We start from the raw sequence: 18201 nt of genomic DNA on the forward strand, positions 1-18201 counted from the left end.
CTCCGTATTTTTCCGGAGACGCTCTCCGTTTCAATCCTACTCCATCCGGGGCGGAATGTCATCCGCCGGGCGGAGCGGGGCGGCAGAGGGAGGAGATGGCATGGCGGGGACTTTCAACGCGAGCTCGACGACCGACGAGGTGCTCGAGGGCGTGGACCTGGGCGGCAAGCGTGTGCTGGTGACCGGGGTCTCGGCCGGGCTGGGCGTCGAGACGGCGCGGGTGCTGGCGGCACGCGGGGCGCGAGTGGTCGGCGCGGCCAGGGACCTCGACAAGGCGAGGAGGGCGACCGCGCACGTCCTCGAGGGGGCGGCGAACGGCGGCGGCCTGGAGTTGATCGAGCTGGACCTCGCCTCGCTGGCGAGCGTGCGGGCCCGTGCCGACGCGCTCGTGGCGGATGGGCGGCCGTTCGACGTCGTGATCGCCAACGCGGGGGTGATGGCCACGCCCTTCGGGCACACGGCCGACGGCTTCGAGACGCAGTTCGGGACCAACCACCTGGGCCACTTCGCCTTCGTCAACCGGATCGCCGGGCTGATCGCGCCGGGCGGTCGGCTGGTGAACGTCTCCTCCGCCGGCCACCGCTACTCGGACGTGGACCTGGACGACCCGAACTTCGAACGGACGCCCTACGACCCGCGGGTCGCCTACGGCCGCTCGAAGACCGCCAATATCCTGTTCGCGGTCGAGTTCGATCGGCGGCATCGGCCGCGAGGCGTGCGGGCGACCGCGCTCCACCCGGGCGGGATCCGGACCGAGCTGGCACGCCACATCGGCGAGGACACCATCGCGGCGATGCTCGAGCAGATCAACGCCCAACTGGCCGCGGAGGGCCGGCCGCCTTTCCGGTGGAAGACGATCCCGCAAGGGGCGGCGACGTCCGTCTGGGCGGGGTTCGTCGCCGCCGCCGAGGAGGTCGGCGGCCGCTATTGCGAGGACTGCCACGTCTCGACGGTCACCGACGGCCCGATCAATCCCGCGCTCGGCGGCGTCCGCGCCTACGCGCTCGATCCGGATCGCGCCCGGGCCCTCTGGGCGAAGAGCGAGGAGATGGTGGGCGAGCGATTCTGAGGCTCATCGATCCGGCCGAGCGGCGGTCAGCCTCCGACCGCCGAGGACGAGGTAAGACGCCAGGTCCGATCGATCATCGGTCCAGGGCCGGGCCCCGGCGCGGGGCGTCGGCGCCCGCCAGCGTTCGTCGCCGACGATGGGACCGAGGTCGGAGTCGGAGCGGGCCATCACGGCCCAGATGGAGGGCTGCTTGCCGGCCCGTCGCTCGGCGTCGTCGATCTTCACGTCGTAGCGGATTCGGCAGACGAGCCCGGCGTCGGCGGCCTGGAGGGCCATCAGCGGATCCAGGTCGAGGTAGCGGTTGGAGATGTTGAAGACGAGCAGGCCGTGTGGGTCCAGCTTCGTCAGGTAGAGGCGGATCGCCTCGCGGGTGAGGAGGTGGACGGGCACCGCGTCGGAGCTGAACGCGTCGAGCACGAGGACGCGATAGCCGGCCTCTGCCGCCTCGCGGAGCCGCAGCCGGGCGTCGCCCAGGACGATATCGATCGAGGCGCCCCGAGATCGAGCATCGGACAAGTAGGTGAAATACTCCGCATTCCCGGCGATGACCGGCACGGCGGGGTCGATCTCGTGGAAGGTCCACGACTCATCGGGCCGGGCGTAGCAGGCGAGGGTCCCGGCGCCCAGGCCGACGATGCCGGTCCGGCGGGACGACGACGACGCGACCGCCGCGAAGACGTCGCCGATCGGGCCGGTCCGCGCGAAGTAGGCGGTCGGCTCGCCGCGGAGGGCCGGATCGAGCGACTGCTGGCCGTGGAGCGTACTCCCCTGGAGGAGGCGATGGGCGCCCGCCGCCCGATCGTCCAGGACGCGGAGGGTGCCGAAGAAGTCGCGCGAGCGGAGCAGCACGGTGCCGCCGGGCTCGCGGGCCAGGCCGCTGGCGAGCAGCACGCCAGCCGCGGTCATCGCGAACCGCCGGGGCCGGCGCAGGCCGGTGATGCAGGCATAAACGCCCAGGCCCGCGGCCAGCGTCACGCCGAGCATCCCCGGCACCGTGTCCACCAGGCCGGGCGGGCCGGTGACCAGCAGGGCCGTCAGGCCGGCCACGGCGAGGGGCAGGGCGACGTCGAGGATCGGTCCCAGGTCCCGGGATCGGGACGATCTCTGCGTCTTCCCGGCCCCCACTCCCGGCGAGGCCAGGCATCCCAGCACGATCGCCAGCGGGTACTCGACCAGGCGGTCGAAGACCATCGGCGCGACGAGCGCGTTGAATAGGCCCCCCAGGACGCCTCCGGCGGCGATTACCAGGTAGAAGGCCGTCGCCCGATCCGCGGGCGGGCGGGTCGCGGCGATCCGGCCGTGGCAGAGCAGGGCGCCCAGGAAGAACGCCAGCAGGTGCAGCGGCATCCAGAAGAGGTGGACGAACCCCGCGGCCAGGATCATCACCAGCGGCACGGCCACGAGTGGGAGCAGCGCGATCGCGAGCGACGTCGCCCGCCCCGCCCCCTTGCCGAAGGCCAGGATGTACGTGACCAGGTAGAGGGCCAGGGGGATGGTCCAGAGCATCGGGATCGCGGCGAGGTCCGTCGTGATGTAGGTCGTCACGCCCAGGAGCCAGCTCGACGGGATCGCCGCCAGGGCGGACCAACGGAGGAGGGCAGGCCATCCTCGCGCGTTGTTCGTCCCGGGAACCCCATGCCCTGGAGAGTCAACGCCCGCTACAGGCGAGCCCTCCGGTCCCCTCCCCCCTGGTGGGGGAGGGGACCGGAGGGGCCGCTGCGCCCGCGCAATGGCCCCGCCGCTGGCCAGGATGAGGACGGCGAGCAGGCCGAAGCCGAATCTCCATGCCTGCAACTGATGCGGCAGGCTGAGCCACGGCTCGATGGCCCACGGATAGGCGAGCAGCCCAACCAGGCTGCCGGCGTTGCTTGCCGCATAGAGGAAATAGGGGTCGCGCGCCCGCGGGTGCCCGGAGAGCGAGAACCACCGTTGGAGCAATGGTGCCGTCGCCGAGAGGCAGACCATCGGCAAGCCCGCTGCGCCGGCCAGGACGCCGAACAGCCAGAGCGGCGGCGCCAACCCGCCGGCGCCCGGCGGCGACAGGTCCACCGGCAGGGCGATCGGCAACATGCCGCAGGCCAGCCCCAGGCCCAGGGCGTGCAGGAGATACTGCATCGCGAAGGAGAGTCGCCGCGATCCTCCGTGCGCATAGGCATAGCCGCCCAGGAGCGCCGCCTGGTAGAACACCATGCAGGTGTTCCAGACGCCCGGCGTGCCGCCGAGGAGCGGCAGGACCAGCTTGCCGACCATCGGCTGGGCCGCGAACAGGAGCATCGCGGCGAGGAAGATCGCGCCGCCGTGGAGCCAGGCGAGGGCCAGGTTTCTCATCGGGGGTCCCGGGTCCGTGTCGCGCCGTCACTCGACGATCTCGACGGCCCCACTACAATACCAGCAAGAGGCCGGCCCAGCCCGAGGCCGGCCCGGCCCGTAAAGAGGATGCGCCCTTGTCTCTCCACCGCAGGATCGGCAGCCGCCGGCGGTTCCTCGACTACCTCAAGCGCTATCGCGAGCTTCTCAGGACGCCCCGGCCCCGGCGCGAGCCGCTGAACGCGCCGGAACGCGATTCGGATCCGTCCGACGGCAAGCCCGCGGTCCGCCACCGGTCGTTGCCGCTCCTCTACCGCAAGCTCTACGGGCTCCTCGGCGATCAGCGGAAGTCGCTGGCCATGGCGCTGCTGGGCCTCTCGCTGGCGACGCTCCTGAAGCTGATCCCGCCCGCGGCGACGAAGGCGGCCATCGATTACGTGCTCCTGGGCCGGCCGGTGCCCGCCTCGGTCCAGGCGTGGAGCCCCGTGCCGATCCCGGAGTCGCCCCGGATGCGGCTCTTCCTCCTGGTCGCCGTCACGGCGGCCGTGTCGATCGTCGGGACGATGGTCGGGCTCTGGAGCCGTTGGCTGGCCACGTGGACCACCAAGCGGGTCCAGGTCTCGGTCCGGCGCAAGGTCTACGAGCATGCGATGCGGTTGCCGCTGCATCGCGTCTATCAGCTCAAGAGCGGCGGGGCCTCGAGCCTGCTCCGCGAGGATGCCGGCGGGGTGGGTGACCTGGTCTTCAGCATGATGTACAACCCGTGGCGGGCGATCGTGCAGTTCCTGGGCGGGCTGTTCGTGCTCGCCTGGGTGGACTGGCGACTGCTCCTCGGGGCGCTCTGCCTGGTGCCGTGCGTCTATTACGCCGACATGCTCTGGAACCGGCGGATCCGGCCGCTCCACAAGGACATCCGCAAGCAGCGCCAGCAGATCGACGCCGAGACCACGGAGGTCTTCGGCGGGATGCGGATCGTCCGGGCCTTCGGCCGCCAGCGGAGCGAATCCGCGCGGTTCATGGGGCAGAGCCATTTCATGAGCCGGCTCGAGCTCCATTCGTGGTGGCTCTCCCGGCTCGTCGAGCTCCTCTGGGAACTGATCTTGCCGATGGCCTCCGTCGGCCTGCTCCTCTACGGCGGCCTCCAGGTCCTGGACGGCCGGCTCTCGATGGGCGACCTGATGATGTTCCTCGTCTACCTGACGATGCTCCTGGAGCCGATGGCCGTGCTCGCCACCAGCGTGACCCAGCTCCAGAACAACCTCTCGGGATTCGACCGGGTGCTCGACATCCTCGACGAGCCCCGCGAGATGGCCGGCCACGAGGGCCATCGCCGGCTATCGAAGCGCGCGGTCCGCGGGCAGATCACGCTCGAGGGGGTCGGCTTCCGCTATCCGGGCACGGATCGGCCGGTCCTCCGCGAGATTGACCTGGACGTCGCCCCGGGCGAGACCATCGCCCTGGTCGGCCGGAGCGGATCGGGCAAGACGACGCTCTGCAACCTGGTCGCCCGGTTCTACGACCCGACCGAGGGGGTCGTCCGGCTCGACGGCGTGGACCTCCGCGAGATCGAGGTGGAGAGCTTCCGGAGGATCCTCGGGATCGTGGAGCAGGACGTCTTCCTGTTCGACGGCACGATCGCGGAGAACATCGCCTATGGTGACCGATCCGCCTCGCCGGAGCGGATCGCCATGGCCGCGGCCGCGGCCAATGCCGCGGAGTTCATCGACCGCCTGCCGGACGGATATGACACCCTGATCGGCGAGCGTGGGGTGCGGCTCAGCGGCGGCCAGCGGCAGCGGCTGGCGATCGCCCGGGCGATCCTCGCCGACCCGAAGGTGTTCATCCTCGACGAGGCGACGAGCAACCTCGACTCCGAGAGCGAGCGGCTCATCCAGCAGGGGCTCGCCACCCTGCTGGAAGGCCGGACCTCGTTCGTGATCGCCCACCGCCTGAGCACGATCCGCCACGCCGACCGGATCCTCGTCCTGGACGACGGCGAGATCGTCGAGTCCGGCACCCACGACGAACTCATGGCGGCCGCGGGGACGTACCGGGACATGGTCGACCTGCAGCGGCTGGAGGCGGCCGGGTCGCGATGACCCGGCCGGGCGGGGCCGGCTCCTGCCGGGGCGGTCAGAACAGACGGCCCGGGGCCTCGTCGGCCTTCGGCCCGTGCAGGAACCCGTTGAGCAGCGTCCCGAGCTCCGGGGCGCTCGGGATCTCCTTGAACCGGAGGATCGGGCCGGAGAGCTCGGCGAGGGCCCCCTCGTCCACCTTCAGCTTGTCGGAGACGATCAGCACGAACCGCGGCGGGCCGTGGCGGGGCAGCAGGCGGAGGAGGCGGTCGAGGCTGGACTTCTTCCAGAAGCCGAGGACCTCGATGAACACGTCGGTCCCCGTGGATTTATGCACGGCGCGATAGTCGGGGACCCAGACCCCCTCGCGGCCGAGCTCGATGACGTCGGTGGTGTCGGTCAGCTCCCAGTCGGGGACGACCTGGCGGAACCGCTCGACGAAGGCCGGGATCTCGGCCGGGACGTACGTCCCCTGATCGAGCTGGTGCGTCGTCAGGCCGACGCCGGCGTCCAGGTGGAAGCTCCGGGGCTCGCGGCGGGGTCCCCAGCGGAGCTCGGCGTCGAGGCGGAAATCGTCGCAGTGGAGCAGCACGGGCAGGAACATGGCCATCTGGAGGCCGTACCGCGTGGTCGCGCTGAAGAGGCTGGCCGGGCCGTCGATGAAGATCGTGTAGCCGTCGTCCATCGTGCCGTTCACCTTGTAGACGAGCCGATGGAACTTGAGCCGGCGGAAGATCTGGCGGTATCGCGTGGGGCCCTCGTTGCGGACCTCCACCTCGACCCGGACCGACCGCAGGAGCACCGCCTGGGCGAGCGCGACGTTGTAACGATCGATGAGCCGCTGGGCGGTCATGTCGTCGAACTTCAGGAGGCGGTTCTCGTCGCGGAGGTCGGCGAAGAGGCCCTGGAGGATCACGTCCGGCTCGAGCTTCAGCTCCGCGGAGACCGCCGCCAGGACCTCGTCGCGGTGGAAGGACGGGCGCGCGGACAGGACCAGGCCGTCGGTCGAGCCGGCCGGCTCGGGGGCCTTCTCACGCTGGCGGAGCCGGCGGCGGGCCTCGGCGGCGGCCGAGAAGACCTTGTCGCGGATCGTCTCCGGCGGGACGTCCGAGACGACCTCGAACTCGGCGCGGTCCTCCAGCACCTTGGCGAGCCCGCGGTGCACGAGCGTCGCCTTGCCCCCGCCGCCGAAGAGGTCGTCGATCTCCTCCTCGATCTCCCCGCGGGTCATGCCGACGTTCTCGCGGAAGATCGCCAGCAGGCTCTCGGCCGCCTCGAGCCATTGCTCGCTGTTGCGGTTCAGGTAGAGCGGGATGATCCGGTCCTTCGAGCCCCGGACGCGGACGAGGTCACCGGTCAGCATGGGCAGATCCGGAAGGGGGAGAGACTAACCACAGAGGCACAGAGGCACGGAGAAGAGGAGACGGAGGAGAGAATGAGGGTCCCGATCGATGATCATCACGAGCCCTGGCCTCCTCGGCCCTGCGCCCATTCGCGGTCCTCGGGGGGGATGGGCCATCCCTTCGGCAGGGGCAAATCGTACCGCAACGTCTGGTCATAGCGCCCGTCTTCATACACGAGACTTGCCAATTCACCGAGAGGGAGCAACGCGTCCGGGGCGGGAGCCTTTAGCGGGATCGGCAGCGTTGGCAGCGGGTCGCGCAAGGTCCAGCCGTAGACTCGGGCCTGTGGCAGGGTCGCCCCCGTCGCAACGACGGCGAAGTAATCCGCCCCGCGAAGTGGCGGTTTCATGGGCACCCGATGGCCGCCCAGAAGCAGGTCGATCTCCACGAGATTGATCTTCTGCTCGTAGAGATCCTGCCTCTTCTCCAGGTAATCGATCCGCGACAGCCCGGACTTGTTGGACGGGGAAAGGACCTCGATCACCGTGACAAGTTCAAGCTCAGGCAGGCGCCGGATCTCCAGGAAGGCCGTGCGGACTTCTTCCGGGTCTCGATCTGTTACCTCGGCTTGCCAGGGCTCGAGCATGACATCGCTGATACCGGTCTTCGATGTGACCGGGGCCTGCGAAGTCGCGAGCCCCCGTCGATGAGCGAGCAGAATGTCAGGCTTGTAGCTCGTCGTGGAATCCTCGCCAAAGTCGGCAACCTCGATGCGTGTATCCGATCGTGCCACATAACCCCTGGGTAGGCTACGTCCCAGCACCCTCCGCATCTCACTGATCAGGTTGTTGTGGAAATCCTCCCAGTCGATCTGGGCTTCGATATACGGGTCCATCCCGGGAAATGGTCCGACCATGAGCGGGGTCTCCAATGCGAGGGACACGCGCGGGATACAACCATCATATCCCAGGGTTCGGATTCGGAGAAGCGAGGCCGATCGTCCAAGCCACATCGCCGCGGACCTACCTCGGTCTGAAGGAGAAATCGAGCAGCAGGAATGTCCCAAACTGGATCATGGCGACCATCGTCCACCGGACGAAGGGCTCCGGCGGGTCGACCCGAAAGGAAAGCAGGCACATGCAGCCCCCTACGCCGACGACCACCGCGGCCAGGTTGCCGAGCAGCATCAGGACCTCTGCCTGTGCCAGCAGGTACAGCCCGCTCTGGGAGTCGAAATGCCCGAGATGAGCCCAGAGGTGGACGCCGATCGCGTAAAGCAACATGCTGGAGACCGCGGCGCGGTACGACAGGCAGATGGCCCGCAGCCAGGGCGCGGGCTTGCCCTGCGGATCGGTAGTCTCCAACGGCGCGGTCATGGCTTCAATTCCCATCATACGCACTGTGCTGCCGCCGCCGGTTCGACGTGAATTCCTCGACCGTGCCCCTGGTGATGACCTCGTAGAGGACCGCCTCCTTGTCGCCCGACTTGCGGAGGATCCGGCCCAGCCGCTGGACGTGCTCGCGGACGGAGCCGGAGCCGGACAGGATGATCGCCACGTTCGCCTCCGGCACGTTCACCCCCTCGTTGAGGACCTTCGACGTGGCGACGATCGGATAGGTCCCCTCGTTGAACCGCAGCAGCACCTCGCGGCGTTCCTTCGTCTTGGTCTGGTGGGTGATCACGGGGACCAGGAACCGGCGGGCGATCGTGTACACCGTGGCGTTGTCGTGCGTGAAAATGATCACGCGATCATTCCCGTGGCGATCGAGGAGGTGCTCCAGGAGCTTCAGCTTGGCGGGGGCGGCCAGGGCCAGCGTCTTCTGCTCGCGGTAGGCGTGGAAGGCCTCGCGGCCCTCGGGGGATCGGAAGGCCATGAACAGGAACCGGCTCCAGCCGTCGGGCTTGCGCATGTCGATGCCGGACGCCTGCACGAAGTTCCGGTAGAGCTCGCGGGCCTCCTCGTAGCGGGCCCGCTCCGGCTCGCTGAGCGAGACGTACAGCGTCATCACCCGGTACTCGGCCAGGAACTGGCCGCGGAGCTGGGTGATCTCGCGGCGATAGACGATCGGGCCGATCAGGGCGTCGAGCTGCTGGTGGGCGTTGTCCGCGCGTTCCGGGGTCGCCGTCAGGCCCAGGCGATACGGCGCGATCGAGTCCATCGCCGACAGGCCGTAGGTCGGGCCCGGCAGGTGGTGGCACTCGTCGAAGACGACCAGGCCGAAGCGGTTGCCGATCCGGCCGATGTTCTGATAGGCCGAGTCGTACGTCGTCACCGTGAGCGGGCGGAGGTCGTTGTAGCCGCCGCCGAGGAGGCCGATCTCGGTGCCGAAGCTGAGCGTCAGCTCGTCGTACCACTGGTTCATCAGGTCGATCGTCGGGGTGACGACCAGGGTGGGCCGGCCGGCCTTCTCGATCGCCATGTTGGCCAGGTGCGTCTTGCCGGTCCCCGTCGGCAGCACGACGACCCCCCGGCCGCCGGCCTTCCACCAGGCCGCGAGGCCCTCCACCTGGTGCGGGAACGCCTCCTTGGCCACCTGGATCTTCCAGGGCGTCGGCCCGTCGTAGCCCCTCGCGTGGTCGATGTAGGGGATCCCGTCGCGGCGGAGCTGCTCCACCAGGCTGCGGTAGAAGATCGAGTGCGCGCGATGGGCGCGGATCCTGGGATCGTACTTCACGCCGGCCAGGCCGAGCTCCACCTCCTGCCCCTCGGCCAGCCCCTCGACGATCAGCGTGCCGTCGTCGAAGACCAGGCGGAGGGCCTCCGGCGTCGCGTCCTTCGGCGTCGGGGTCGTGGTCATTAAAATTCGCTTTCCTCGATCTCGGGCCCATGCACGTGACATGGAAGCAAGAGCGTCCGAAGGTCGTGACCACGATCGTCAGATCGTGGTTCGGACGGGCGAAGCATCCAGCCTCGCACGTCAGTGCGATCCGAGGACGGTCGCCGTTGCTTCCGAGTTCGGCAAGTGGGCACCGCCGCATGGCTGTCGGGCTCACGCCCGAGGTTGGAGGCTTCGCCCGTCCGAACCACCCGCTTACGCGGGTGGTCATTACAGTGAGACCCACGAACTTTCTGCTAGTGTACCCCGGTCTACGACCCACCGCGAGGCCGCCTCGCTCGTCGCGGCGGGCAGAGGGCCCGCAGGGCGGCGACCTCGCGATCGTCGAGGGCCCGGCACTCGCCCGGCGCCAGGCCGTCGAGCGTGATCGGACCGATGGCGATGCGCACCAGCCGCAGGGTGGGAAAGCCGACGGCGGCGGTCATCCGGCGGACCTGGCGGTTGCGGCCCTCGCGGAGCGTCAGCGAGAGCCAGGCCGTCGGGACGTTCTTGCGGAACCGGATCGGCGACGGGCGGTCGGGCAGGGGGGGTTCATCGATGAGCAGCTCCACCTCGGCGGGGCGGGTCGGGCCGTCCTTGAGGACGAGCCCCCGTCGAAGCGACTCGAGGGCCTCGGCATCCGGCACCCGCTCGACCTGGACGAGGTACGTCCGCGGGTGCTCGAACCTCGGATCGATCAGCCGGTGGGCGAGCGGCCCGTCGTCCGTGAGCAAGAGCAGCCCCTCGCTGTCGCGGTCGAGCCGGCCGACGGGATAGACGCCCGGCTCGGCCACGTGGTCCGCGAGCGTGGCGCGACCCGAGTCGTCGGTGAACTGGCAGAGGACGTCGTACGGCTTGAACAGCCGGAAGTAGCGCGGGCGGGCCATCGGCGGGATCCCCGGCGGAGCGGAATCGATCAACTCCCCTCGGGCGTCTTCACCCGGAACTCCCGGGTGCTGAAGACGATCGCGCCCAGGATCCCGGCGACGGCGGCGATGCCGGCCAGGACGAGCACGCAGGTGGTCGCCTCGGGGGCCCTGGCCACGTCGATCCCCCAGTCGTCGCCGGGGAGGTCCAGCCAGCGGATGAAGAGGGTGCGGAGGTAGAACATCACGGTGGACCAGCGGATGGAGAAGTCGATGTTCGCGAAGGCCCCCTCGAAGGCGACGATGTACGCCACGCCCGCCAGCAGCGCCCGCCGGATCACCAGCCCGAGCAGCCCGAAGAGGGCCGCATACGCCGCCAGGCCGAGCGTCAGGATTCCGGCGAGGATCGCCGCCCGCCGGGCCAGGGCCGCGAGGTCCATCAGGCCCGTCCCCCAGTAGACGGCGGCCAGCGCCATCGCCGTGAACGCGGCCGTGACCAGGGCCAGCACCAGCCACGTCCCCGCCAGCTTGGACGCGTACACGAGCCATCGCGGCACCGGCCGGATCAGCAGGTAGGTCAGCGTCTGCTCGTCCACGTCGTCCTGCACCATCCCGGATGCGAACAGCAGCGCCGCCAGCGGCACCAGGGCCTGGGGGATCATCCCGAAGACCAGGACGTCCTCCGCCTGCCTGGCCTGGTAGGGGACGTCGAAGCGATGCGCCAGCGCGGCGAAGAGGATCGGCAGCGAGAAGAGGACGCAGAGGACCAGCAGCTTCCGCCCGCGGACCTGCCGATCGGCCGTGATCCGCAGGATGGTCGAGATCGCCGAGAACGGCACCCATCGCGACAGCCGCACCGGCGGCCCGTCGTCGAGGTCGCCGGGGGCGGGCAGGCCGGTGGCGATCGCCGGATGGCCGGGCTGCCGGGTGGTCTCGATCGCCGCGTCGTTCATCGTGCCTCCTCCAAGCCTCGCATCCCAACTTGCCCTTGACGCCTCGCCGCGAGTCGATAGCGTGCGGCGAGGAGGTGGGCCATGCGTCGTCGGATCTTCCTGGTCCTCGGGCTGATCTTCATGAGCGGTTGCACCGGTCTACTCGACCGCGAGGAGCGGCGCTACCGTATCGCAAAGTGGTGGGAAAGTCTCCAGGAAGGTAATGGCTCGACCGGGGGTTACCAGGCCCAGAGCGATGTCGAGAAGGCTCGTCACGAGCGAACGGTTATCAACGAGCTGAATTCCTTGGTCGGGAATTCGCCCAACCATCGTTGACTCCGAGTCCGCCCCATCAAGACGTCACCAGATACCGGAACACGGCCTCCAGGTTGTCGTCGTCCGAATAAACCTCGGAGATCGGCGTGTCCCCCTCGAGGCTGAGCGCGGGGAGCCGGCCGTAGAAGGCGTCCGGGGCGCGGGTCTCGACGACGATCGCGCCGTCGTCGCGCTGGAAATCGACGCCCACGACGTCGTCCCAGCGCACCAGCTTCGCCGCCAGGGTCCTCGGCTCGGGGCACTTCAGGACGATACGGTGGGGATGGGCGTCGATCAGGTCGCGGATCTGGCGGACGTCGCCGTAGGCCACGAGCTTGCCGCGGTTCATGAGCACGATCTGGCGGGTGAAGCCCTGGACCTCCTGGAGGACGTGGCTCGAGACGACGATCGTCCGCCCCTCGCGGCCGAGCCTGGCGACGAGCTCCACCAGCTCGTGGCGGGCCACGGGGTCCGTCCCCGTCAGCGGCTCGTCCAGGAAGAGGATCCGCGGGTCGTGCACCAGCGCCTGGGCCAGCTTGGTCCGCTGCCGCATCCCCTTGGAATAGCCGCGGACGGCGCGATGGGCGTGCTCCGTCATCTTGACCGTCTCGAGCACGCGGTCGACGGCGTCCCTGGCCGCGCGGCGGCCGAGGCCCGCCAGGAGCGCGCACGATCGCAGGAACTCGCGGCCGCTCATCCATTCGAAGAAGGCGTCCTGCTCCGGGCAGAGGCCGATCAGCCGATTGAGCGCGGCATTGTTCCAGGGCCGATGCCCGAGGACCCTCACCGCCCCCTGGCTGGGCCGGAGCTGCCCGGTCGCGAGCTGGAGGAACGTGCTCTTGCCCGCCCCGTTGGGCCCGAGCAGCCCCGTCACGCCGGGACCGATCCGGATCGAGAAGTTGTTCACGCCGATCACCGGGCCGTACCACTTCGAGACCGAGTGGAAGGCCACCGGGACGGCCTGACGGCCGGAGACATCGGACTCGTGAGTTTCCAGACCTGCGCCCATGGCCGCCTCGCCCATTTCCACCGGCCCTCCCTTTCCCATCATCTCAGCCGGTCCAGCGAGCGGATGCGGACGGAGAGGATCCCCACCGAGAGGACGCCCAGTCCGGCCAGGACGGCCAATGACCACGGCCAGGGGAGATCCGCCGCCTTCTCGTCGGTCGAGGTCCCGCTCGGGCCGTTGAGCCGGGGCGGCTCGGGCGGGCGCGGGAGCGGCGGGGCCATGTTGTCCGGCCCCCTGCGACGCCTGCCGCCGAGGAGCGACGGCCTGGCCCCCTGGCGGAGCTGGTCCTGGCCGGCCTGGAAGAGCGACCTCAGCCGCTCGTAGGCGGCCGGCGTGTCCAGCAGGCCCTCGCGGATCCGATCGAGGTTCCCGACGTACGAGACGAGCGGACACCACGGCTGGCGGACGACCGCCCCGAGCTGCCCGGCCGCGATCCCGCTGACGATCCAGATGCCCACCCACATCGCCCCGACGTACCGCGAATTCTTCGAGAGCGACGACACGGCGAGGATGAGCGTCCCCGCCGAGACCACCACGATCGCCCCGTAGGCGAGCGTGCCGGCGAAGATCCGCCAGGTGTCGCGGAACACCAGCGGGTCCAGGCTGAAGCCGACGCCCAGGGCGTAGGCGAGGACCACCGGCACGAAGATCACCGCCGAGAGGAACGCCGCGACCACGCCGAACTTGCCGAGGAAATAGTCGATCCGCCGCACCGGCCGCGAGAAGTACAGCGGGATGGCGTTGAACCGGAGGTCCTGGCTGATCAGCTCCGGCCCCGCCAGCAGCACGAGGAGCATCGAGAAATAGAGCTCGACCCGGAGGAACGTGTTGAAGGCGAGCGTCCAGAAGGTGGTCCGGAACCCCCGGGGCCCCGCGCGAAGCTCCTCGGGCAGGCCCTGGAAGAGGAAGAGCAGGGGGGCCAGGACGCTCGACTTCTGCTCGAACAACCCCCAGAAGACCAGGAACCCCGCCAGCACCAGCGCCGGCGTGAAGGCGCCCAGGAAGATCCAGCGCAGCCACTTGTTGCCGGCCTGGGCGCGGATGCCCTGGCGGGTGATGGCCGCCCATCGCCAGGCGTGACCGTGCAGGCTCCCGGCCCAATGTTGATAGCCCTGTTCGAGGATCGGCATCGGCTCAGCTCTGCTCCCCCAGGGCCCCCAGGAAGATCTCCTCGAGCGTGCTCCGCCGCGGCCGCAGGGCGCGGATCTGCTCGCCGGCCCGCCCGGCCGCGGCCCACAGGACGCCCGCCGATTCGCCCTTCGGCAGCCTCACCCGCAGGTGGTCGTCGGCCACGCTCGCCTCGGCCCCGAACCCGGCCAGCCTGGCGGCGAAGGCGGGCAGGTCCCCCTTCACCCGGACCTCGAACTCGTCGTCGTGCGGCCGCTTCAGGTCCTCGATCCGCCCCTGTGCCAGCAACCGGCCGCGGCCCATCACCATGACGTGGTCGCAGACCCCCTCGACGTCCGGCAGCAGGTGGCTGGAGAAGACCAGGCTCATCCCCTTCGACCGCGAGAGGTCGCGCGCCAGCGTCAGGATCTCCTCGCGGCCCTTCGGGTCCATGCCGTTGGTGGGCTCGTCCAGGATCAGGAGCCGCGGGTCGTGGACGATCGCCGAGGCGATCTTCAGCCGCTGCTTCATCCCCGTCGAGTACGACTCCACCCGCCGATACCGCGCCTCCCCAAGGCCGACGTAGTCCAGCACCTCGTGGGCCCGCTGGAGGGCATCGCGCGAGGCCATCCCGACCAGCTCCCCCGCGTACGCCACGAACCGGACGCCGATCAGGCCGGGGAAGAGGCATTCGTCCTCGGTCGCGAAGCCGACCGCCTGGCGGATGTCCATCCGATCGGAGCGGATGTCCATCCCGAGCACTCGCCCATTTCCCGCATCGAGGGAGATCAGCCCCAGCAGGCAGCGGATCATCGTCGTCTTGCCCGCCCCGTTGGGCCCGAGCAATCCGATCGCCCCCTCCGGCAGGGCCACCGACAACCCGTCCAGGGCCGTGACCTTGCCGTAGGTCTTCGTCACGCCGTCCAGTTCGATGAGCATCAACGGCCCCGATGGCGACTCCAACCCGCGGCCCGGGACGATCCCGCGGCACGATACGTCTTCGCCGCGGCGGCCGGATTGTTGGAAGGACCAGACGAGGATACGCGAAGCGACCGTGCCGGGTAAACCGCCGCAACCGCGAGGGAGGTGAAGAAGAACGTCGGAATACTGGACAAAATATCACATTAAAGACTAGAATCTCGATCGGTGCCAATCAACCCGACCACGTCCCCGGGGGCCGCTCCGATGACTCGCGACGACCATCCTCTCGCCGCCGGCCGAGGCGCCCGGGTCAACCCGCCGAACCGGTTCGAGCGGACGCACCACGAGCTCGACCTGTCGGAGCTGGACTCCGACGACGACGCGGATTACATCGCCTCCCTGGGCCGGCCACCCACGACGTTCATCCCCGACCATTCCCGGACCATCCTCTGCCGCAACGACAGCCCGGACGTCGGCTTCGAAGTGAGCATCAACCCGTACCGAGGCTGTGAACATGGCTGCGTCTATTGCTACGCGAGGCCGGGCCACGAGTACCTGGGTTACTCCGCCGGCCTGGATTTCGAGACGCGGATCCTGGTCAAGCACGACGCGCCGGAGCTGCTCCGCCGGGAGCTGATGAAGCCGAGCTACGCGCCGAAGGTCCTGGCGCTCAGCGGCGTGACCGACGCGTACCAGCCGGCGGAGCGGCGATTGAGGCTGACGAGGCGGTGCCTGGAGGTCCTGGCCGAGTTCCGGCACGCGGTGGGGATCGTCACCAAGAACAGGCTGGTGGTCCGGGACCTGGACCTGCTCCGCGAGCTGGCGTCGCACGGAGCCGCGGGCGTGATGCTCTCGGTCACGACGCTCGACCCGGGGCTGGCGCGGGATCTCGAGCCGAGGACGTCGCCGCCGGCGGCCCGCCTGGAAGCGATCCGGTCGCTCGCCGCGGCGGGCGTCCCCGTGGGCGTGATGGTCGCGCCGGTGATCCCGGGGCTGACGGACCATGAGATGCCGGCGATCCTCGAGGCCGCGGCGGGGGCCGGCGCGACGATCGCCGGCTACGTCGTCCTCCGGCTGCCGATGGCCGTCGCCCCGCTCTTCGAGGACTGGCTGGAACGCCATCGGCCGGCCGTCAAGGACCGCGTCCTGGGGCGGATCCGCGCCCTCCGCGACGGCCGCCTGAACGACCCGCGGTTCGGGTCGCGGATGCGCGGCGAGGGGCCGCTCGCCGAGCTGATCCACCGGGTCTTCCACGTCGCCTGCCGCCGGCATGGCCTGAACCGCGAACGCTGGTCCGTCTCCCCCTCGGCCTTCCGGAGGCCGGAGGGATCCGGGGCGGGTCGGCAGTTGCGGCTGTTCGAATGACGCGGCCCGCACGATCGACCGATGGATCGGCCGCCCGCGTTCCTGGTACAACCACAAGAACCGGCAAGGTCCGGCGAATACCCCGGGACTCGCCGTCCTGCGCATCCCGCGCGGGCCCGGCGGGTCCCGCGGATGGACACGAAGGAAATCTCGAGGATCGCACCATGACACGTACCGGCCGGATACCCGGCATCGCCCTGTCGCTCGCCCTCCTGACGGGGCCCGTCGCATTCGCCCAGGAGAAGCCCGCGGACGGCCAGAAGCCCGCGACATCCCCGGCAAAGGAGGCCAGGCCGGAGCCGCCTCCGAAGCCGAAGATCGCCGTCTTCCGCCTCAGCGGGCCGATCCAGGAGACTCCGAAGGATGATGTCCTCAATCTCGGCGGCGAGGTCGGGGTCCCCTTGCAGACGCTGGTCTCCCGGCTGGACAAGGCGGCCGGCGATCCCGCGGTGAAGGCGGTGGTGATCCTGCTGGAAGGGCCGGAGATCGGCGCGTCCCAGGTGGAGGAAGTGCGGCAGGCGATCGGCCGGGTCCGGGCGGCCGGCAAGGAGGTGTACGCACACGCCGACGAGATCGGCGGGATGGGCCATTATGTGCTGCTCACGGCGGCCTCGACGATCTCCGTGACGCCGACGAGCGAGCTGGCGATCACCGGCCTCTACGGCGAGTCGCCCTACCTCCGCCGGCTCCTCGACAAGATCGGCGTGAAGCCCGATTTCCTGACCTGCGGCGACTACAAGAGCGCCGCGGAGATCTTCCTCCGCGACGGCCCCAGCAAGGAGGCCGAGGCCATGCAGAACTGGCTGCTGGACAGCCTCTACGAGACGGCCGTCGCGCGGGCGGCCTCAGGCCGGAAGGTCGGCCCGGCGATCGTCCAGGCGTGGATCGACAGCGGCCCGCACTCGGCGGAGAAGGCGAAGGAGCTGGGGATGATCGACGCCGTCGAGCATCGCCAGGACCTGGAAGCCCGGCTCGCCGGCAAGTACGGCAAGGACGTGGCCTTCGACCGCAAGTACGGCCGCAAGGCGGAGCCGAAGCTCGACGCATCGTCCCCGTTCGGCCTGTTCAAGTTCTGGGGCGAGCTGCTGGGCGCGTCGAAGGCATCGGACTCGAAGAAGCCGGCCGTCGGCGTCGTCTACGTGGAAGGGCCGATCGTGGTCGGCGGGGGCGGCGCCTCGGACCTCTTCCAGGACGCGGCCGCCTCCGGCGTGAAGCTCCGCCGGGCGCTCGACCAGGCCGCCGGGGACGACGCGATCAGGGCCATCGTCCTGCGGGTGGATTCGCCCGGCGGCTCCGCGCTCGCGAGCGAGATCATCCTGGACGCCACCCGCCGCGTGAAGGCGAAGAAGCCGTTCGTCGTCTCCATGGGGGACGTCGCCGGCAGCGGCGGCTATTACGTCGCCTGCGCCTCGGACACGGTCTTCGCCGACGCGTCCACGATCACCGCCAGCATCGGCGTGGTCAGCGGCAAGCTCGCGACCAAGGACGTCTACGACAGGCTGGGGGTCGACTTCAAGTCGTACCGCCGCGGCCAGAACGCCGGGATGCTCGCATCCGGCGAGGTCTTCTCGCCGGGCGAGAAGCTCAAGATGCGCGCCCTGATGGACGAGACCTACGGCGTCTTCAAGGGCCACGTCGTCGCCGCTCGCGGCAATCGCCTCAAGAAGCCGATCGACGACCTCGCCGGCGGACGGGTCTTCACCGGCAAGCAGGCCCTGGAGCTCGGCCTGGTGGACCGGCTCGGCACGCTCCACGACGCGATCGCGTTCGCGGCCGATCAGGCCAAGGTGAAGGACTACGAGATCCGCACCGTGCCCAGGCCGCGGTCGTTCCTCGAGCAGCTCCTGGACGAGGGCTCCGACGACGAGGGGGGCAAGCGTTTGAATGTCCTCCAGCGGCCCTCGCTCTTCGAGCTGGCCGCGCCGCACCTGAAGGCCCTCGACCCCGCCCGCGCGTCGCTCGTCCGCGCCGCGCTCGGCCGGCTCGAGCTGATCCGCCGCGAGGGGGTCGTCCTCATGATGCCGGAACTGGCCGCCGGGCGCTAAACCCCGATGCTCCGTCGCGGTAGACTATGG

At 69.7% G+C, this 18201-nt stretch carries 15 protein-coding genes; 5 read left to right on the top strand and 10 right to left on the bottom strand.

The features are described 5' to 3' along the window. Positions 1-100 precede the first annotated feature (100 nt). Entirely contained in the window at positions 101-1069 is a 969-nt protein-coding gene (locus tag G6O54_RS22355) for an SDR family NAD(P)-dependent oxidoreductase (RefSeq protein ID WP_165228216.1), read from the top strand. Positions 1070-1072: 3 nt separating this feature from the next. Here the strand turns inward: G6O54_RS22355 and G6O54_RS22360 are convergent, their stop codons facing one another. Further along, positions 1073-3397: a spermidine synthase gene (locus G6O54_RS22360; RefSeq protein ID WP_165228218.1), complete on the bottom strand. Its 2325-nt coding sequence runs from the start codon at positions 3395-3397 to the stop codon at positions 1073-1075. A gap of 116 nt (positions 3398-3513) precedes the next feature. Between G6O54_RS22360 and G6O54_RS22365 the strand changes: the two genes are divergently transcribed. Next, positions 3514-5475, top strand: a complete 1962-nt coding sequence (locus G6O54_RS22365) for an ABC transporter ATP-binding protein (protein ID WP_165228220.1) — start codon at positions 3514-3516, stop codon at positions 5473-5475. 34 nt (positions 5476-5509) lie between these two features. On the opposite strand, the gene G6O54_RS22370 is transcribed toward G6O54_RS22365, so the two are convergent. From G6O54_RS22370 to G6O54_RS22395, 6 genes are all read right to left on the bottom strand, one after another. Continuing rightward, positions 5510-6814 carry a DUF790 family protein gene (locus G6O54_RS22370; protein ID WP_165228222.1) on the bottom strand — a complete coding sequence of 435 codons (1305 nt, stop codon included), beginning with the start codon at positions 6812-6814 and terminating at the stop codon, positions 5510-5512. A gap of 95 nt (positions 6815-6909) precedes the next feature. Beyond that, positions 6910-7710 carry a DUF4058 family protein gene (locus G6O54_RS22375; protein ID WP_165228224.1) on the bottom strand — a complete coding sequence of 267 codons (801 nt, stop codon included), beginning with the start codon at positions 7708-7710 and terminating at the stop codon, positions 6910-6912. A gap of 106 nt (positions 7711-7816) precedes the next feature. Next, positions 7817-8170, bottom strand: a complete 354-nt coding sequence (locus G6O54_RS22380) for a hypothetical protein (RefSeq protein ID WP_165228226.1) — start codon at positions 8168-8170, stop codon at positions 7817-7819. Positions 8171-8174: 4 nt separating this feature from the next. Then, the gene (locus G6O54_RS22385; protein ID WP_165228228.1) at positions 8175-9593 is read right to left on the bottom strand and encodes a DEAD/DEAH box helicase family protein; all 1419 of its coding nucleotides are present in this window, start codon (positions 9591-9593) and stop codon (positions 8175-8177) included. 290 nt (positions 9594-9883) lie between these two features. Beyond that, positions 9884-10498, bottom strand: a complete 615-nt coding sequence (locus G6O54_RS22390) for a pseudouridine synthase (protein WP_165228230.1) — start codon at positions 10496-10498, stop codon at positions 9884-9886. A 29-nt stretch (positions 10499-10527) separates the two neighbouring features. After that, positions 10528-11430 (bottom strand): ABC transporter permease, encoded by a 903-nt coding sequence (locus G6O54_RS22395; protein WP_165228232.1) that lies wholly within the window; start codon positions 11428-11430, stop codon positions 10528-10530. Between the two features lie 81 nt (positions 11431-11511). Here G6O54_RS22395 and G6O54_RS22400 point away from each other — a divergent pair, with 81 nt between their 5' ends. Continuing rightward, a complete protein-coding gene (locus G6O54_RS22400; protein WP_165228234.1) occupies positions 11512-11745 on the top strand; it encodes a hypothetical protein in 234 nt (77 codons plus the stop codon). Positions 11746-11761: 16 nt separating this feature from the next. On the opposite strand, the gene G6O54_RS22405 is transcribed toward G6O54_RS22400, so the two are convergent. Genes G6O54_RS22405 through G6O54_RS22415 form a run of 3 tightly spaced genes read right to left on the bottom strand, consistent with a single transcriptional unit; the run spans position 11762 to position 14779 of the window. Then, on the bottom strand, positions 11762-12733 hold the full coding sequence (locus G6O54_RS22405; RefSeq protein ID WP_165228236.1) for an ABC transporter ATP-binding protein: 972 nt from the start codon (positions 12731-12733) through the stop codon (positions 11762-11764). Between the two features lie 38 nt (positions 12734-12771). Continuing rightward, positions 12772-13863 (bottom strand): ABC transporter permease, encoded by a 1092-nt coding sequence (locus tag G6O54_RS22410; protein WP_165228238.1) that lies wholly within the window; start codon positions 13861-13863, stop codon positions 12772-12774. A gap of 4 nt (positions 13864-13867) precedes the next feature. Then, a complete protein-coding gene (locus G6O54_RS22415) occupies positions 13868-14779 on the bottom strand; it encodes an ABC transporter ATP-binding protein (protein ID WP_165228240.1) in 912 nt (303 codons plus the stop codon). Between the two features lie 246 nt (positions 14780-15025). Here G6O54_RS22415 and G6O54_RS22420 point away from each other — a divergent pair, with 246 nt between their 5' ends. Together G6O54_RS22420 and sppA are read left to right on the top strand one after the other, a co-directional pair. Further along, positions 15026-16126, top strand: coding sequence for a PA0069 family radical SAM protein (locus tag G6O54_RS22420; RefSeq protein ID WP_165228242.1), 1101 nt, complete (start codon positions 15026-15028; stop codon positions 16124-16126). A 164-nt stretch (positions 16127-16290) separates the two neighbouring features. Beyond that, positions 16291-18171 (top strand): signal peptide peptidase SppA, encoded by a 1881-nt coding sequence (gene sppA, locus G6O54_RS22425; RefSeq protein ID WP_165228244.1) that lies wholly within the window; start codon positions 16291-16293, stop codon positions 18169-18171. Positions 18172-18201: the final 30 nt, after the last annotated feature.

Source organism: Aquisphaera insulae, from assembly GCF_011064615.1.
In the GTDB taxonomy this organism is placed as follows: domain Bacteria; phylum Planctomycetota; class Planctomycetia; order Isosphaerales; family Isosphaeraceae; genus Aquisphaera; species Aquisphaera insulae.

Bases quoted from the DNA above. Each gene is read 5' to 3' on its own strand.
- G6O54_RS22405 (WP_165228236.1), bottom strand. From the start codon at position 12,733: ATGGGCGCAGGTCTGGAAACTCACGAGTCCGATGTCTCCGGCCGTCAG.
- G6O54_RS22415 (WP_165228240.1), bottom strand. From the start codon at position 14,779: ATGCTCATCGAACTGGACGGCGTGACGAAGACCTACGGCAAGGTCACG.
- G6O54_RS22395 (WP_165228232.1), bottom strand. From the start codon at position 11,430: ATGAACGACGCGGCGATCGAGACCACCCGGCAGCCCGGCCATCCGGCG.
- G6O54_RS22380 (WP_165228226.1), bottom strand. From the start codon at position 8,170: ATGACCGCGCCGTTGGAGACTACCGATCCGCAGGGCAAGCCCGCGCCC.
- G6O54_RS22370 (WP_165228222.1), bottom strand. From the start codon at position 6,814: ATGCTGACCGGTGACCTCGTCCGCGTCCGGGGCTCGAAGGACCGGATC.
- G6O54_RS22355 (WP_165228216.1), top strand. From the start codon at position 101: ATGGCGGGGACTTTCAACGCGAGCTCGACGACCGACGAGGTGCTCGAG.
- G6O54_RS22375 (WP_165228224.1), bottom strand. From the start codon at position 7,710: ATGGTCGGACCATTTCCCGGGATGGACCCGTATATCGAAGCCCAGATC.
- G6O54_RS22390 (WP_165228230.1), bottom strand. From the start codon at position 10,498: ATGGCCCGCCCGCGCTACTTCCGGCTGTTCAAGCCGTACGACGTCCTC.
- G6O54_RS22385 (WP_165228228.1), bottom strand. From the start codon at position 9,593: ATGACCACGACCCCGACGCCGAAGGACGCGACGCCGGAGGCCCTCCGC.
- sppA (WP_165228244.1), top strand. From the start codon at position 16,291: ATGACACGTACCGGCCGGATACCCGGCATCGCCCTGTCGCTCGCCCTC.
- G6O54_RS22410 (WP_165228238.1), bottom strand. From the start codon at position 13,863: ATGCCGATCCTCGAACAGGGCTATCAACATTGGGCCGGGAGCCTGCAC.
- G6O54_RS22420 (WP_165228242.1), top strand. From the start codon at position 15,026: ATGACTCGCGACGACCATCCTCTCGCCGCCGGCCGAGGCGCCCGGGTC.
- G6O54_RS22400 (WP_165228234.1), top strand. From the start codon at position 11,512: ATGCGTCGTCGGATCTTCCTGGTCCTCGGGCTGATCTTCATGAGCGGT.
- G6O54_RS22360 (WP_165228218.1), bottom strand. From the start codon at position 3,397: ATGAGAAACCTGGCCCTCGCCTGGCTCCACGGCGGCGCGATCTTCCTC.